This is a genomic window from Mitsuaria sp. MSU3D (assembly GCF_056867975.1).
The window spans coordinates 349,323-363,649 of the sequence record NZ_CP200314.1 but is presented as its reverse complement, the minus strand read 5'-3'; the positions used below and the strand labels follow the sequence as shown (position 1 = coordinate 363,649).

Here is a 14,327-nt window from a genome sequence, read left to right as displayed (position 1 = left end):
AACACGGGCGATACGCAATTGAAATTCAAGCTCGAAAGCTACCTCCGCCGAGGTAGTACGGCGCGCGACGAAGGCATGATGGCGGACATGAGCACTCCGGATACTTCCACGCCCCGCCGCCGCGAGCAGCAGCGCTCGGCCGACACGAAGCAGGCGATCCTGAAGACCGCGCTGAAGGAATTCGCCGAGCGCGGCTTCGAGGCGGCGAGCATGCGCGCGATCGCGGAGCAGAGCGGGCTGACGCATCAGCTGATCACCTACCACTTCCAATCGAAAGAGGTACTGTGGCAGGCGGTGGCGACGCTGGTCTATGAGGAGCTCGCCCGGGCACGCGAAGGAATGATCCGGCAAGCGAAGCCGGCGACCGCGATCGGGCAGTTGCGGCAGGAGTTCATCGCGTATTTCCAGTTCACGCTGGACCAGCCGCACCTGCACCGCTTCATGATGCAGCGGCGCGAGGGCGCGCACAGCGAGGACCGGCAGGAGTGGCTGGCGCAGCATTTCCTGCGGCCGCATTTCGGGCTGGCCAAGCCGCTGATCAAGGCGGCGCAGAAGGCCGGCGACCTGCCCAAGGGCGAGCCGGTGCTGCTGTACTACGCCATGGTCTCGCTGGCCAACTCGCTGGCGGTGATGGGGCCGGACATCGCCGCCACGACGGGCGTGCGGGCCGACGACGCGAAGACGGCCAAGGCCTACATGAAGGTGATGGACGCGGTGCTGTTCAGCCGAGGGGCCGCGACGAACTGAAGGCCGGGAGCCGGCGTGGCGGGGAAATCCGGCGCCGCGCGGCGCGGGATCGACGCTTGCCCTCCAGGGCAGCATCATTCCTACCGCTCTGGAGTTCCGCATGGCCACCAAGAAGAAGTCCTCCCCGAAGGCGGGTCGCGTCGACGCCGCCCACGCCGCCACGACCCCGACGATCGACAAGTCCGTCAAGACCCAGTCGCAGGAGACCCAACGCTTCGGCGAGGTCATCAAGATGCCGCACGGGCTGCCCGAGGCGGTCGTCAAGAAGAGCGTGAACTCGCTCAACCAGGTGCTGGCCGACACCATCACGCTGCGCGACATGTACAAGAAGCATCACTGGCAGGTGGTCGGGCCGACCTTCAACCAGCTGCATCTGCTCTTCGACAAGCATTTCGAAGCCCAGGTCGAGCTGGTCGACCTGCTGGCCGAGCGCATCCAGATCCTCGGCGGCGTGTCGCTGGCGATGGCCGCGGACATCGCGGAGGAGACGCGCATCCCTCGCCCGCCGCGCGGCCGCGAGCCGGCCACCGTGCAACTCAGCCGCCTCATCGAGGCCCACACGATGATCCTCACCTACGCGCGCGAGCAGGCCGAGAAGGCCAGCGACGCCGGCGACTCGGGGACGGACGACCTGCTCGTCAGCGACGTCGTGCGGACCAACGAGCTGCAGGTGTGGTTCCTGTCCGAGCATCTGGTGGCCGCCTCGCCGATCTGACGCCTCGTGATGCGGTGACGCCGTGATCGTCGCGACCTGGAACGTCAACAACGTCCGGAAGCGACTGGACCAGTTGCTCGACTGGCTGGCCCGGCGCCGACCCGATGTCGTCGCGCTGCAGGAGCTGAAGACGCCCACGGAGGACTTCCCGGTCGACGCCCTCCGCGAGGCCGGCTACGAGTCCGTCGTGGTCGGCCAGAAGACGTGGAACGGCGTCGCCCTCCTCGCCCGCGGGCATGCACCGCTGCCCGTGATGAAGGCGCTGCCCGGCGACGCCAAGGACCGACAGGCGCGCTACGTCGAAGCCGCCATCAACGGCGTGCTGGTGGCCGCGATCTACCTGCCCAACGGCAATCCGTTTCACGGCCCCAAGTTCGACTACAAGCTCGCGTGGATGGCGCGGATGCGCCAGCGCGCCGATGCGCTGTGGCAGGCAGGCCATCCCACCTTGCTCCTGGGCGACTGGAATGTCGTGCCCACCGACGCCGACATCTACAAGCCGGACACGTGGCGAGACAACGCGCTTCTGCAACCGGAAGCGCGTGACGCCTTCGCGGCCTTCCTGGAACAGGGCTGGACCGATGCGCTGAAAACGGCGCATCCCAAGGACACGCCGTTCACGTTCTGGGACTACCGCCGCAAGCGGTGGGAGCGGAATGCGGGTCTGAGGATCGACCACATCCTGGTGAGCGCCGCGTTCAAGGTCGTGGCCGCCGGCGTCGACCGCGAAGAGCGCGGGATGGACAGCCCGAGCGACCATGCGCCCGTGTGGGCGGACCTCGCTGCGTCGAGGCCGGGCAGGAAGAAGACAAGCAAGGCCGCCGTTTGAAGGCAAGCCCTGACCCCTGCCTCTCAACATCCGTCGTTGGCGTTGACACCGCAGAACTTCCAGCCTCCTGAAGGATGAATCTTCCAAGAGGCGAATGACGCCGTCGCCGTGTTCGCGAATGCCGCGACGGGCTCGGCATCCCGGCGCCCCGAAATCAGCAAACCACCGATGGACCGTGGGAAGCGCGGCCGAAAAGATGGCGGCGGACAGTCCCTTCCGCCGGAGATTCGACATGCCACGTCTTCCACGCACCGGCCACGATGCGCCTGCCATCGGCCCGGCCGCCGAGCGCGACGGGCATATCGCCGGATCGCCGCTGCAGCACGCGCCGGCCAAGGACGCCTGGTCCGCCCAACTTCAGGGCAGCGCGCGGATGCGCGAGGAACGCGCGCTGCACCAGCGCCTGTTCGGCGCCGCCGCTGAGGGGCCGGTGGCCCAACGCACCATCCACCAGTACAAGGACAGCGAATGGTGGATCCGAGAGCGCGGCACGAAAGGCGGGCACCCGCTGCCCGTCGACGACAGCAAAGGCGCCTTCTTCAACGACGTGACCGGCGTGAACGGAGCCACGTTCGAGGCTGTGCGCGCAGGGCTGGTCGACCGGATGATGGAAAGCGGCGGCTTGACGGAGCTGCCGCAGGAGCAGGGCGAGCTGGACAGCAGCTGGTCGCAGCTGTCCGCCAAGCTGGCCGCCTATGCCAAGGTGAACCTGAAAGCCATCGACGAGAACAAGAAGAGCGAGAAGGACCGCATGCTCACCGTCGGCAACATGTACCTCTGGTACGAAGGCGACGATCTGATGTCACGCAGCACGGCTCACGACGACATCAAGAATGAGAAGACCCTGGCCGGAGAGACTGAGGATTTCGTCTTCGATCTGATGGCGGCGAACAATCAGCTCGCGTTCATCGAGCAGCAGGACTGGTTGAAGAACGGCTACCACGTCTGCATCGAGATGAACTACTACTACAACCGTCCGATGTCGGATGACGGCGCGCTGAGCATGCACAAGGACACGGGCGGCGACAACCTGTTCGTCAACCTCGTCTTCGACAACGAGGAAGACACGCCGGCCACCGAGTGGACCCAGGACCGGGCGCCCATCGACGGCGCCAAGCGCGAGGTGATGACGGACCACTATGCGCTGCCCGACTCGATGCTGACCAACATCGACGCCGCCAAGCAGAAGCTCGGCGAAGCCGACAACCGGGCCGCCGGCAAGGCAAAGATCAAGGGCGGCGTGATGCCACGCCATGCCTACGTCTCGTGGGTGGACGAACTGGTCTGGCATTCGACGCCGACCCTCGCGAACCGGACCCGCTTCGCCAAGGGCAACGGGAACTGCGAGTACGTGCGCCGCGTGCTCAACAAGACCGGCAAGATCACCGCCTACGGGATCTTCTTCGACGTGATGATCGCCTTGCGCGAGACCTTTCCCACCTCGGTGCTGCACAAGATCGACCTCGACGCGGCTCGCGTGGAGGCCAATCCCGAGGCCTTGCGCAAGTGGCTGGACGACAACATCACGTCAGAGGACGTGGCGAAGCTCAACCTTGAACTCGACGCGCTGATGGAGCTGGGAACGGTCAAGTCCAGCGGCCGGGCCGGCAACGAACTGGACGAAGACGGCGACAAGCAGACGAAGAAGATCTACAAGCCCACCGGCGTTGCCGGGCGCAGCCGCTCGAACAGCGCGGCCAGCAAGCTCCAGGCGGTGAAGGAGGCCGCGGCACGCCAGAAGTTCCGGTCGTTCATCCGCACGTGGGTGCGCATCATGAAAGGCGCCAAGCCCGACGGGTTCTAGGGCTTGTTCGTGCCGCGCAAGCCGCTCGGCGATCAGACCCCGGCAGAGATGTTCAAGCGATGTGTTGCATCGACAGGCTGAATCCGCCAGCGAAAGCGGTCTTTCATTTCCTCGACATCGATCGACCGTCGAAGCGCAGGGCGTTCAAGACCAAAGAGAACGCAGGTGAAGGCTGGCGTCGGCTTGGATAGTAGAGGTGGTAGCCCGCAAAAGGTGGGCACCAATCCTCCAGCACGCGCACCAGGCGCCCCTCTTCGACGTGAGACCCGAGCTCATCCTCAGGCAGCAGGGTGATGCCCATACCAGCCAGCGCTGCGTCGACCTGCGGCGGGGCTGTGTTGAAGATCAACGGACCATCGACACGCACGTTCACCTGTTTGCCCTTCTTGGCGAAGTCCCAGACATACAGGCCACCCGAACTGGGCATGCGCTGGTTGATGCAGCGGTGCTCAGTGAGGTCCTTCGGCGTCCTGGGTATGGGGTGTGAGGCGAAGTAGTCTGGAGAAGCCACAACGGCCATGCGCAGCGGTGGGCCGATGGGTACGGCGATCATGTCCTTGTCGATGGTGTTGCCCAAGCGCACCCCTGCGTCGAAGCGGTCGGCCACGATGTCCCTGAACCCATAGTTCATGTCGAACTCGAGGGTGATGTCCGGGTTCTCCTTCAAGAGCGGCATCAACTTGGGCAGCAGCACCGCATGCATGACTTGGTCACCACAAGTGATGCGCACTGTGCCGGCGGGCTTGTCTCGCAGTGCCGTCAGCGCATCCAGTTCGGCCTCAATCTCGTCAAAGCGGTGTCCTATGGCCTGAATGAGCCGCTCTCCGGCCGGCGACGCCGAGACGCTGCGGGTGGTGCGCGTGAGCAGCCTGATCTTCAGACGTTCCTCAAGCGCTCGAATCGTCTGGCTCAGCGCCGACTGGGTCACGCCCAACACCGCGGCACCCCGGGTGAAGCTGCCTTCACGAGCCACCGTGACAAAGGCCATCAGGTCATCGAGATTTCGCTTCGCCATGGTGCGCACACGTCGATTGATTAGAAATTCTAATAAGCATTATCGCGATTCATTATCTAGTCAGTAAAGCGGCCGATCAGCAAACTTCCAGGCATGCAACGCACCCCACGCACCGACACCCTTGGAAGATCGACGCGAGCATGCCTCGCGGCAGTGGTCGGGCTGGCCGGGGGCCTGGGGTCATTCACAGCATCCCCGCAAGGAAAGCCCATGAAAGTTCGCCTGAATGTCGACGGACAGGTCGCGATGGCCACGCTGGACGACACCGCCGTTGCGCGCGACTTCGCGGAGTTGCTGCCTCTGACCTTGACGCTGAAGGACTACGCACGCATTGAGCGCATTGGGGACCTGCCGCGCAGGCTCTCGGTGGTCGGCGCACCCGCCGGGCACACCCCCACAGCGGGCGAACTGACCTATTACGCGCCCTGGGGCAATCTGGCCATCTTTCTCGAAGGCAACGCGCACGCGCAAGGGCTCGTGCGCCTCGGCCAGGTCGACAACGGACTCGCGGCGCTTCAGCGCCCCGGCCCGTTCAAGGTCCGCATCGAGCGAGCCTCTGACTGACGCAGGAAGCTCGGTCGCGGGGAGCTCATCCCCCCACCCACATCACCCTATCCCTCACAGGAGCCATATCCATGCACGCAATTCCGGAAGAAGGCCAAGCCTCTGATCGACGCGACTTCCTTGTCCAAGCAGCCTCCGGTGCCGCCGCCCTGGGCTTGCTGGTGGCAACCGGAGGGGCTCAAGCCGCACTACCCGCGGTCGCCGGAGCCGACAACTTCTATCGCAGTGACAAGGTCACGGCGCGGAAAGTCGTGTTCAAGAACCAGTACAAGATGAGCGTGGCGGGCAACCTGTTTATGCCCAGAGCTCTCGGGGAAGCTGTCAAAGCCCCCGCGCTCGTCGTCGGACACCCGATGGGCGCAGTGAAGGAGCAGAGCGCCAACCTGTATGCGACGAAGATGGCGGAGAGAGGCTTCGTCACCTTGTCCCTGGACCTGTCGTTCTGGGGTGAAAGCGATGGCGAACCGCGCAACGCTGTCGCGCCGGACATCTACGCCGAGGATTTCAGTGCTGGAGTGGACTTCCTGCGCGCACAGAGCTTCGTCGACCGCGAGCGCATCGGCGCCATCGGCATCTGCGGCAGCGGCAGCTTCGTCATCAGCGCGGCCAAGATCGACCCGCGCATGAAGGCCATTGCTACCGTCAGCATGTACGACATGGGTGCAGCCAATCGCAACGCACTCCACCATTCGCAGACGCTTGAGCAGCGCAGACAGATCATCGCCGCCGCCGCAGCTCAACGCGACGGTGAGTTCGCAGGTGGCGCCACGCAATACACGAGTGGAACGGTGCACGAGCTCACCTCCGATACCCACCCCATCCAGCGTGAGTTCTACGACTTCTATCGCACGCCTCGCGGGGAGTACACGCCCAAAGGCGCTTCGCGGCTGACCACCACGCATCCGACGCTGAGCAGCAACGCGAAGTTCATGAACTTCTACCCGTTCAACGACATCGAGACCATCTCTCCGCGGCCGCTGCTCTTCATCACTGGCGACCAGGCTCACTCCAAGGAATTCAGCGAGGACGCCTTCAAGCTTGCGGCTGAACCCAAGGAGCTGCACTACGTTCCGGGTGCGGGCCATGTCGACCTGTATGACCGGGTCCATCTGATTCCCTGGGACCGGCTGACCGCCTTCTTCAATCGGCACCTCGCCAAGGCCGGCGTATGACGGCTGCATCGCTGGACGCCGACGCACGCGGCGTGGACGGCAATGGTTCGGAAGCACGACCCGAAAGGTGGGCCGGGGTGTTTGCGATGTCTCTATGCGTCTTCGCACTCATCGCCTCCGAGTTCATGCCCGTCAGCCTGCTGACGCCGATGGCCGCCGATCTTGGCGTCAGTGAAGGTGTCGCAGGACAGGGCTTGGCCATCTCCGGTGCCTTCGCGGTCCTCGCCAGCCTGAGCGTGGCTTCCCTGGCCGGCCGGCGGGACCGTAAAGCGCTGCTGCTCGGCCTCACCGCGCTGATGTGCCTCTCCGGCGGCATCATCGCGCTCGCCGGGAACTTCGCCACCTACATGGCGGGCCGAGCGCTGATCGGCGTCGTTGTCGGTGGCTTCTGGTCCTTGTCCGCCGCCACGACGTTGCGGCTCGTTCCGACAAGCAAGGTGCCCAGGGCTCTTGCCATCCTGAACGGTGGCAACGCGCTGGCCACCGTGTTGGCGGCGCCTCTGGGCAGCTACCTCGGCAGCGTTGTCGGATGGCGAGGAGCCTTCTTCTGCCTGGTGCCGATCTCACTGCTCGCCCTGGTCTGGTTATGGATCAGCCTACCCGCCTTGCCGGCGCAGGGTCAGGCAACCCGCAACGCGAACCCGGTGAGGCTTCTTCGCGTCGGTCGCGTTGCTCTGGGCATGCTGGCGGTCGGTGTCTTCTTCTCCGGGCAGTTTGCGTTGTTTACCTACCTTCGACCGTTTCTGGAGACCGTGACGCGAGTGCACGCTGCACAGCTATCCGCCATCCTGTTGGTCATCGGCGTCGCGGGACTTGCGGGGACCCTGCTCATCGGCGCGGTGCTCAAGCACGGGCTGTACCGCACCCTGCTGGCCGCGCCGGTGCTGATGGCGGTGACAGCTGTGGGACTGGCGTTGTCCGGAACGGCAGTCCTCCCCGTCACAGGGCTGCTTGCAGCATGGGGCTTCGTGGCGACGGCAACACCAGTGGGTTGGTGGATGTGGATCGCTCGCACGATGCCGAAGGACGCAGAAGCAGGCGGCGGATTGATGGTCGCGGTGGTCCAACTGGCCATTGCATCCGGCTCGACCCTGGGAGGGGTGCTCTTCGACCATCACGGCCATCTCGGCACGTTCATCGCGAGTGCGGCTCTGCTGTTGGCCTCTGCGCTGCTGGTCTTCGTGACCGCACGGGCCGACAGGCGTAGTGGCGCCCGATAGGGGCAGACGTTCCCGGTGCGCGCGCGGGCGGCCGAATCAGCAATCGACCGATAGCCCGCACGGTCGGTGCCCCCTATCGTGGCGCCTGCACGTCAACCCTAGCGAGGACGCGTCATGAAGCTCCACGAGGGCGACGCCCAAGCGGCGCCGCGCCAGCCTGCCGCCGACACGGCGCGCAAGACCGGGGAAACGCCGACCCCGCAGACTCGGATCGATCAGTCCCCCCGGATGGTCGCGCAGCGCAATGGCCTGCAGGCCCTCCGCGGTGATGCGGTGCGACGCCGGGAGACGCCGACCACGCAGGCTCGGGTCGACGAATCGCCCCGGATGGTCGCGCAACGCGGCATCCTGCAGGCTCTGCGCGGCGACGCGGTGCAGCGCCGGGGCGCGCCGGTGATCCAGCGCTACGTCACCTTCGACAAAGCCCAGGAGCTGCCCGTGGTCCTCGGGCACCAGGGCCCGGAGAGATATGACCTCAGCACCTCGGAGAAGCTGCTCACGACGCTCTTTGGCAACGAGCCGACGGACTCCAAGACCTTCGATACGCTGGGCCCCTTCCTGACCGAGGCGCAACACATCTGCTTCAACAGCGTCGGCAGCGCCGTCAATTGGATCCTGGCGCAGCGCGGGGTGCCGGAGAAATCCAGTGAGCCACGGGAAGAAAAGGAGGAAGAGAAGAAGACGGCGAGCGCGAAGGGCGGGGGCATCGTGTGGGCGTACCGGATGGAGGGCGCCCCCAAGAGCGACAAGCAGCGCTCCAACGTGGCGAAAAATGTCACGCCGCAAGCCGCCCTTGAGACGATCTTGTCCGAGATGGGCGAGAAGCTCGAGGGCCAGGAGAAGCTGATCGTCGGGCTGCGCGAGAAATGGTCCGAGGTTGCGCTGGAAGAAGCCCCCAAAAAACGCGCAGACCTGGCGACCAAGCTGCACAAGCAGCTGCGGAGCAAGACGCTGGACATGAAGAAGCTCCTGCTGGACGTCTACGCGAAGAAGGACCTGTTCGACGCCCAGTCCGCGACCGGTGAAATCTTCGCCTCGCGCATCTACCTCGACGGCACGAACATGATCCCGGCGGGCAAGGAAAGCGGCCGGGTGACCGGCCTGCACACGTGGTTCAACTTCAGCGTCGGCTCGGCAGATCACGCCTCGTATTTCGCCTCCACTTTCGGCAGCGACGGCAGCGGCATCGTGATCCGCTTCGCGCTGGAAAAGGGCCTCTGGCGCAAGTGGAAGACGGAGCAGACCGGCCCGCAGGAGCGCCGCCTCGGTCCGAGTTCGCCGAACACGACCACCACGCTCAACGACGTGGGCCAGCCGGGCGTGAAATACGAGATGTCCAGCCCGCAGACGAAGACGTTCTTCGAGGAAGTGGTGGTCAAGGACATCCCGGCGCAGGTGACTCCGCTCGCGCCGGTCAGCGGCGTCTGGAAGCCATCCGACGAGGACGTCGCGCGCACCGTGCAACGCTTGGCCAAGGCGCAGAAGAAACTCGAACAGGAACTCGGGGGTCTCGAGCCGTCGGCACCCGAGTTCGCGACCGAGCGGGCGCAGAACGCGACCGCCACGGAACAGCTCCAGAAAGAGTGGAAGGCGGGGCCGCTCGAGCAGATGAAGGCCCTCTACACGGCCATGAGCCTAACCAAAAATGCGCTCCATTCCGTGCGCCGGAAGAAGGGACCGCAGAACCAGTGAGCCGCCCTCGGAACGTGCGAGTGAATCCGGCGAGCCGGAGAGGGGCGTCAAAAGGCGTCCGATCACAGCCCCAACCGCCCTATTCCTGGCCGCCGCGCGGCGCGAGCCTGCACGACACCGCCTGTCTCTTCCTCCGATCCGACACCGTGCCCTCAAGCCTGTCCGACCGCGTGCGCAGACGCCAGTGACGTCCCTCGATGTCCTTGAAGGTCCAGCCTTTCAAGCCATCGCCTCGCACCTCGACCACGCCCACCCGTCGGCCCTGCTCCGTCAGCAGCACGCCCTCGGTCATCGGCTCTGTGACCAACCGACAGGCTTCTCCATCGCAGCCTTCCGCCGCGCTGACCTGACGCCAGTGCATCAGCATGACCCATCCGGTCGCCCGGCAGTGCCATCTGGACTCGGGCATCTCGCCATGGGGAGTGGCCTGGAGGCCCGTCGCAGCCAGCAATGCCGGCAGCCCCAGGGCACGAAGAATGGCGCGAGCGTTCATGCGAGTTCCTTCAGATCGATTGCGCCGTGAAGGCCATGTCTGAATGCTAGGAAGCCGTCCGCTCGTCCGGTAGGTCCGCCAGACTCAACACGTCGTTGAGCGGCGCACACCCGTCGACCGCGGTACCGCATCAGTCCGGCGCCGTGTCGTCGAACCACTCGACGAGGAAGTCGATGAACCGCCGCACCCGTGCCGGCGTGTGCCGCCCGAAGGCGTGCAAGGCATGGACGGGCACCGAGGGCATCGGCAGCTCCGGCGCCGCCTGCAGCAGGCGCCCCTCGCTCAAGTCCTCGCGCACCGACCACGCGAGGATCTGGGCGACGCCCCGTCCGCTCAACGCCGCCGTCCGCAGGACGTCGCCCGAATCCGTGTCGAACACCGGCGTCGGCTCGACCTGCCGGCCGTCCCCGAGCACGATCGGCTGCGGTCGACCGTTCAGCACGTAGCGCAGATGCGCGTGGCGTGAGAGTTCGTCCACCGTCGTGGCACGACCGCGCGCCGACAGGTAGTCCGGCGAGGCGACCAGCACCAGCGACATCCGCGCCAGCAGACGGGCATTCAGCCGGTCGTCCTCGACCTCGCCCACGCGGATCGCCACATCGATGCCTTCGCGGATCAGGTCGACGGGCCGGTCGGTGACGCTGAAATCCAGGTGCAGCGCGGGATGTCTGGGGGCGAACTCGCGCAGGATCGGCAGCGCCAGGACGCGGCCCAAGACCGCCGGTGCCGACACGCGCAGCGCGCCTTGCACGGTGTCGACGGCGCGCACGGCCTCGCCCGCTTCGTCGAGCGCGCGCAGCAAGGGCGCGACACGCTCGAAGAAGGCGCCACCCTCCTGCGTGGGGATCAACGCGCGCGTCGTGCGTTGCAACAGACGGACGCCCAGTCGCTTCTCCAGGCGTCCCACGGCCTTGGATACCGCAGAGGGCGTGGCCCCGAGCGCGCGCGCCGCCGCGCTGAACGATCTCATCTGCACGCTGCGTACAAAGGCCAGCAAGCCCTGGGTCTGGTCGGGCGTCGGCATCACCATGGATTACCTCCTTCCAGGAACAGCGCCTGTTCCTCCCCACCGGCTAGTGGACGGGCATCCCGCTGTCTAGAGTGATCGCCATGCCGCGCGGCCTCGAAACGCCCGCGGTCGTCCTCAAGCAGCACCACACCGGAAAGGAATCCCCCGTGAAGAAACTGGAAGGCAAAGTCGCCGTCGTGACCGGCGGCAACAGCGGCATCGGCCTGGCCACCGCGCAGGCGTTCGTCGAGGCCGGCGCGTCCGTCGTCATCGTCGGCCGCCGCGCGGACGCCGTCGACGCCGCACTGACCCGGCTCGGCCCGCGCGCGACGGGCGTCGTCGGCGACGTCGCCGACCTGGCGACGCACGACCGGGTGGTCGACCACATCGCGCGGACCCACGGCCGCATCGACATCTACGTCGCCAACGCCGGGATGGCCGTGCTTCAGCCTTCGTCCGCGGTGACGCCGGAGGACTTCGATGCGCACTTCGCCACCAACGCGCGCGGCGTGTTCTTCGGCGTGACCAGGGCCGTGCCGCTGATGTCCGACGGCGGCGCCATCGTGCTGGTCAGCTCCATCGCCGGCACGAAGTACATGGAGAACCACGTCGTCTACGCCGGCAGCAAGGCCGCGATCGAAGCGTTCGCGCGCAGCTGGTCCATCGAGCTCAAAGACCGCCGCATCCGGGTGAACGTCATCAGCCCCGGACCCGTCGACACGCCCATCCTCGAGAAGCTGGGCGTGGATCCGCAGAACAAGGCCGAGTTCGAGAAGACCGTGTCCGCGGCGATCCCGCTGGGACGATTCGGACGCCCCGAGGAACTCGCCCGCGCCGCGCTGTTCCTCGCGAGCGAGGACAGCAGCTTCATCACCGGCGTCAACCTGCTGGTGGACGGCGGCATGAGCCTGCTCTGACCCCAGACGCCGACGGATACGGGGCCGCGCACGGACACCAGGCCTTGCGCGGCCCCGTTGCGTGTCACGACTGTGTTGCCGCGCACGCACCAATGCGAGCGCCTGCGACCGGGCCCCGACTTCCACAATTCCCGCCATGACAAACCCCTTGCAATTCCCACCTTCTCGCGTGGCCGCCGTTGAAGGCGCCAACGGCCTCAACGTCTTCGACGCCCGCTCCACCGCCGACGACGTGCTCGGCGACCTCGACCTGCGCGGACGTCACGTCCTGCTCACCGGCGCCTCGTCCGGCCTGGGCATCGAAACCGCCCGCGTGCTCGTCGCCCGCGGCGCGCGCGTCGTCGGCGCGGTGCGCTCGCCCGACCAGGCCGCCGCGGCGACCGCCGTCGTGCGCGAGGCCGCTCGCGATGGCGGCGGGCTCGACCTGGTCCCGCTCAACCTGGCCTCGCTGGCCAGCGTGCGCGGCTGCGCGCAGGCCCTGCTGCAGCGCGCGCAGCCCTTCGACGTCGTCGTCGCCAACGCGGGCGTGATGGCCACGCCCTTCGCCCGCACCGACGACGGCCTCGAGATGCAGCTGGCGACGAACCACCTCGGGCACTTCGTGCTGATCAACCGGATCGCGTCCCTGATGGGCGCGGGCAGCCGGCTGGTCGTCGTCGCCTCGTCCTCGCACCGCGCGGCCGACGGCGACTTCGACGACCTCAACGTCGAGCGCTCGGACTACCACTCGCAACTCGCCTACGCCCGCTCCAAGCTCGCCAACGTGCTGTTCGCCGTCGAGTTCGACCGGCGCCACCGCGATCGCGGCGTGCGCGCCTCGGCGGTCCATCCCGGCACGATCCGCACCGGGCTGGGCCGACACATCGGCCAGGACGTCATGGACCAGGCCGTGGCGCAGATCAGCGCGAGCCTCACGGCGCAGGGCGAGCCGCCCTTCCAGTGGAAGAGCGTCGAGCAAGGCGCCGCGACCTCGGTGTGGGCGGGCTTCGTCGCGCCGGCCGACGAGGTCGGCGGACGCTATTGCGAGAACTGCCACGTGTCCGACGTCGTCGATGCGTCCGCGAGCCCGCTGGCCGAAGGCGTCAGCGCGATCGCACTCGATCCCGCAGCTGCGGCGCGGATGTGGCATCACAGCGAATCGCTCGTCGGCGAACGCTTCTGAGCACTGGACTTCGGCAACGCGATAGCTCAGCAGCTCAGTTCCCCAGGATCTCGGATCGCGAATCGCGAATCGCGGATCCCGGGCTTCTGAGGCACTGGGATCCGCGGCCCCTCACCCGCCGCGCGCCGCCTGGACGATCACCTTCGTGACCGTCTCCGGATGGCTGATCATCGGCACATGCGAGGCCGAAGGAATGGACACCGTGCCGCGCGAGTTCGCGCGTTCGGCCATCCACGCCAGCGCGGCCGACGGGATGTTCCTGTCGTCGGTGCCGAAGACGAAGTACGACGGCAGCGTCTTCCACGCCGAGCCGATCTCGCCGGTGGGTTCGTTCAGCGCGGCGTCGGTGATCGGGCGTTGACCGACCGCCATCAGCAGCGCGTCGCCTTCCGGGACGTCCGCGGCGAACTGCTGCCAGAAGCGGTCCTGCCGGATGTAGAGATCCGAAGCGCCGCCGTCCTGCGGCACGGCTGCGGCCAGCGCGCCGCCCAGCGAGCTGCCGGGGAACTTGCCCGACAACGAGGCGCAGCTCTCGCCGGCGTCCGGCGCAAAGGCCGCCACGAACACGAGCGCCTTCACGTTGGGCTTGCCCACGGCCGCCGCGCTGATCACCGAGCCGCCATAGGAATGACCGACCAGCACCACGGGACCGCTGATGCCGTCGAGCACGCGGGCCGTGTAGCGCGCGTCGCTGGCCACACCGCGCAGCGGGTTCGCGATGGCCGTCACGGCATAACCCTGGCCGCGCAGACGACGCGCCACGTGGTTCCAGCTGGACGCGTCGGCGAAGGCGCCGTGCACCAGCACGATGGTCGGGCGCGGCTCGGCGGTCTTGCCGGACGGCTCCGACCTGGCGCCCTTGGCGGTAGCGGCAGCTTCGGCGCGCAGCGGGAGGGCCAGCATCGCGGCCAGCGCCCCGAGCACCAGCAGCGCCGGGATCGAGAAGCCCCGCAGGATTTGGGAAGTGGTGTTCATGATCGTGAGGAAA

14 protein-coding genes are annotated in these 14,327 nt (G+C 66.8%); 10 read left to right on the top strand and 4 right to left on the bottom strand.

What is annotated here, in order from left to right:
* The first annotated feature begins 87 nt into the window (after positions 1-87).
* The 4 genes from AC1VNM_RS01735 to AC1VNM_RS01720 all read left to right on the top strand — a co-directional run bounded on the left by AC1VNM_RS01735 (position 88) and on the right by AC1VNM_RS01720 (position 4,095).
* The gene (locus AC1VNM_RS01735) at positions 88-747 is read left to right on the top strand and encodes a TetR/AcrR family transcriptional regulator (protein WP_483105654.1); all 660 of its coding nucleotides are present in this window, start codon (positions 88-90) and stop codon (positions 745-747) included.
* A gap of 100 nt (positions 748-847) precedes the next feature.
* On the top strand, positions 848-1,462 hold the full coding sequence (locus tag AC1VNM_RS01730) for a Dps family protein (protein ID WP_377156319.1): 615 nt from the start codon (positions 848-850) through the stop codon (positions 1,460-1,462).
* 22 nt (positions 1,463-1,484) lie between these two features.
* Complete coding sequence (xth, locus tag AC1VNM_RS01725) at positions 1,485-2,291, top strand: exodeoxyribonuclease III (RefSeq protein WP_483105653.1); 807 nt, start codon at positions 1,485-1,487, stop codon at positions 2,289-2,291.
* 232 nt (positions 2,292-2,523) lie between these two features.
* Positions 2,524-4,095: a hypothetical protein gene (locus tag AC1VNM_RS01720; RefSeq protein ID WP_483105652.1), complete on the top strand. Its 1,572-nt coding sequence runs from the start codon at positions 2,524-2,526 to the stop codon at positions 4,093-4,095.
* 103 nt (positions 4,096-4,198) lie between these two features.
* Here AC1VNM_RS01720 and AC1VNM_RS01715 read toward each other — a convergent pair whose 3' ends face one another.
* On the bottom strand, positions 4,199-5,110 hold the full coding sequence (locus tag AC1VNM_RS01715; RefSeq protein ID WP_483105651.1) for a LysR family transcriptional regulator: 912 nt from the start codon (positions 5,108-5,110) through the stop codon (positions 4,199-4,201).
* A 210-nt stretch (positions 5,111-5,320) separates the two neighbouring features.
* Here AC1VNM_RS01715 and AC1VNM_RS01710 point away from each other — a divergent pair, with 210 nt between their 5' ends.
* The 4 genes from AC1VNM_RS01710 to AC1VNM_RS01695 all read left to right on the top strand — a co-directional run bounded on the left by AC1VNM_RS01710 (position 5,321) and on the right by AC1VNM_RS01695 (position 9,758).
* Positions 5,321-5,674: a cyclophilin-like fold protein gene (locus AC1VNM_RS01710; protein ID WP_483105650.1), complete on the top strand. Its 354-nt coding sequence runs from the start codon at positions 5,321-5,323 to the stop codon at positions 5,672-5,674.
* Positions 5,675-5,745: 71 nt separating this feature from the next.
* The gene (locus AC1VNM_RS01705) at positions 5,746-6,846 is read left to right on the top strand and encodes an alpha/beta hydrolase (RefSeq protein WP_483105649.1); all 1,101 of its coding nucleotides are present in this window, start codon (positions 5,746-5,748) and stop codon (positions 6,844-6,846) included.
* Positions 6,843-8,066 carry an MFS transporter gene (locus AC1VNM_RS01700; protein ID WP_377156329.1) on the top strand — a complete coding sequence of 408 codons (1,224 nt, stop codon included), beginning with the start codon at positions 6,843-6,845 and terminating at the stop codon, positions 8,064-8,066. The genes AC1VNM_RS01705 and AC1VNM_RS01700 overlap by 4 nt, the downstream gene beginning before the upstream one ends.
* Before the next feature lie 114 nt (positions 8,067-8,180).
* Entirely contained in the window at positions 8,181-9,758 is a 1,578-nt protein-coding gene (locus AC1VNM_RS01695; protein ID WP_483105648.1) for a hypothetical protein, read from the top strand.
* Positions 9,759-9,837: 79 nt separating this feature from the next.
* Here the strand turns inward: AC1VNM_RS01695 and AC1VNM_RS01690 are convergent, their stop codons facing one another.
* Together AC1VNM_RS01690 and AC1VNM_RS01685 are read right to left on the bottom strand one after the other, a co-directional pair.
* Positions 9,838-10,251 carry a hypothetical protein gene (locus tag AC1VNM_RS01690; RefSeq protein WP_483105647.1) on the bottom strand — a complete coding sequence of 138 codons (414 nt, stop codon included), beginning with the start codon at positions 10,249-10,251 and terminating at the stop codon, positions 9,838-9,840.
* Between the two features lie 130 nt (positions 10,252-10,381).
* The gene (locus AC1VNM_RS01685; protein WP_483105646.1) at positions 10,382-11,281 is read right to left on the bottom strand and encodes a LysR family transcriptional regulator; all 900 of its coding nucleotides are present in this window, start codon (positions 11,279-11,281) and stop codon (positions 10,382-10,384) included.
* Positions 11,282-11,427: 146 nt separating this feature from the next.
* Between AC1VNM_RS01685 and AC1VNM_RS01680 the strand changes: the two genes are divergently transcribed.
* Together AC1VNM_RS01680 and AC1VNM_RS01675 are read left to right on the top strand one after the other, a co-directional pair.
* Positions 11,428-12,177 carry an SDR family NAD(P)-dependent oxidoreductase gene (locus AC1VNM_RS01680; RefSeq protein ID WP_483105645.1) on the top strand — a complete coding sequence of 250 codons (750 nt, stop codon included), beginning with the start codon at positions 11,428-11,430 and terminating at the stop codon, positions 12,175-12,177.
* 148 nt (positions 12,178-12,325) lie between these two features.
* Entirely contained in the window at positions 12,326-13,339 is a 1,014-nt protein-coding gene (locus AC1VNM_RS01675) for an SDR family NAD(P)-dependent oxidoreductase (RefSeq protein ID WP_483105644.1), read from the top strand.
* Positions 13,340-13,450: 111 nt separating this feature from the next.
* On the opposite strand, the gene AC1VNM_RS01670 is transcribed toward AC1VNM_RS01675, so the two are convergent.
* The gene (locus AC1VNM_RS01670) at positions 13,451-14,314 is read right to left on the bottom strand and encodes an alpha/beta fold hydrolase (protein WP_483105643.1); all 864 of its coding nucleotides are present in this window, start codon (positions 14,312-14,314) and stop codon (positions 13,451-13,453) included.
* Positions 14,315-14,327 lie beyond the last annotated feature (13 nt).

Bases quoted from the DNA above. Each gene is read 5' to 3' on its own strand.
- AC1VNM_RS01735 (WP_483105654.1), top strand. From the start codon at position 88: ATGAGCACTCCGGATACTTCCACGCCCCGCCGCCGCGAGCAGCAGCGC.
- AC1VNM_RS01730 (WP_377156319.1), top strand. From the start codon at position 848: ATGGCCACCAAGAAGAAGTCCTCCCCGAAGGCGGGTCGCGTCGACGCC.
- AC1VNM_RS01720 (WP_483105652.1), top strand. From the start codon at position 2,524: ATGCCACGTCTTCCACGCACCGGCCACGATGCGCCTGCCATCGGCCCG.
- AC1VNM_RS01715 (WP_483105651.1), bottom strand. From the start codon at position 5,110: ATGGCGAAGCGAAATCTCGATGACCTGATGGCCTTTGTCACGGTGGCT.
- AC1VNM_RS01710 (WP_483105650.1), top strand. From the start codon at position 5,321: ATGAAAGTTCGCCTGAATGTCGACGGACAGGTCGCGATGGCCACGCTG.
- AC1VNM_RS01705 (WP_483105649.1), top strand. From the start codon at position 5,746: ATGCACGCAATTCCGGAAGAAGGCCAAGCCTCTGATCGACGCGACTTC.
- AC1VNM_RS01700 (WP_377156329.1), top strand. From the start codon at position 6,843: ATGACGGCTGCATCGCTGGACGCCGACGCACGCGGCGTGGACGGCAAT.
- AC1VNM_RS01695 (WP_483105648.1), top strand. From the start codon at position 8,181: ATGAAGCTCCACGAGGGCGACGCCCAAGCGGCGCCGCGCCAGCCTGCC.
- AC1VNM_RS01690 (WP_483105647.1), bottom strand. From the start codon at position 10,251: ATGAACGCTCGCGCCATTCTTCGTGCCCTGGGGCTGCCGGCATTGCTG.
- AC1VNM_RS01685 (WP_483105646.1), bottom strand. From the start codon at position 11,281: ATGGTGATGCCGACGCCCGACCAGACCCAGGGCTTGCTGGCCTTTGTA.
- AC1VNM_RS01670 (WP_483105643.1), bottom strand. From the start codon at position 14,314: ATGAACACCACTTCCCAAATCCTGCGGGGCTTCTCGATCCCGGCGCTG.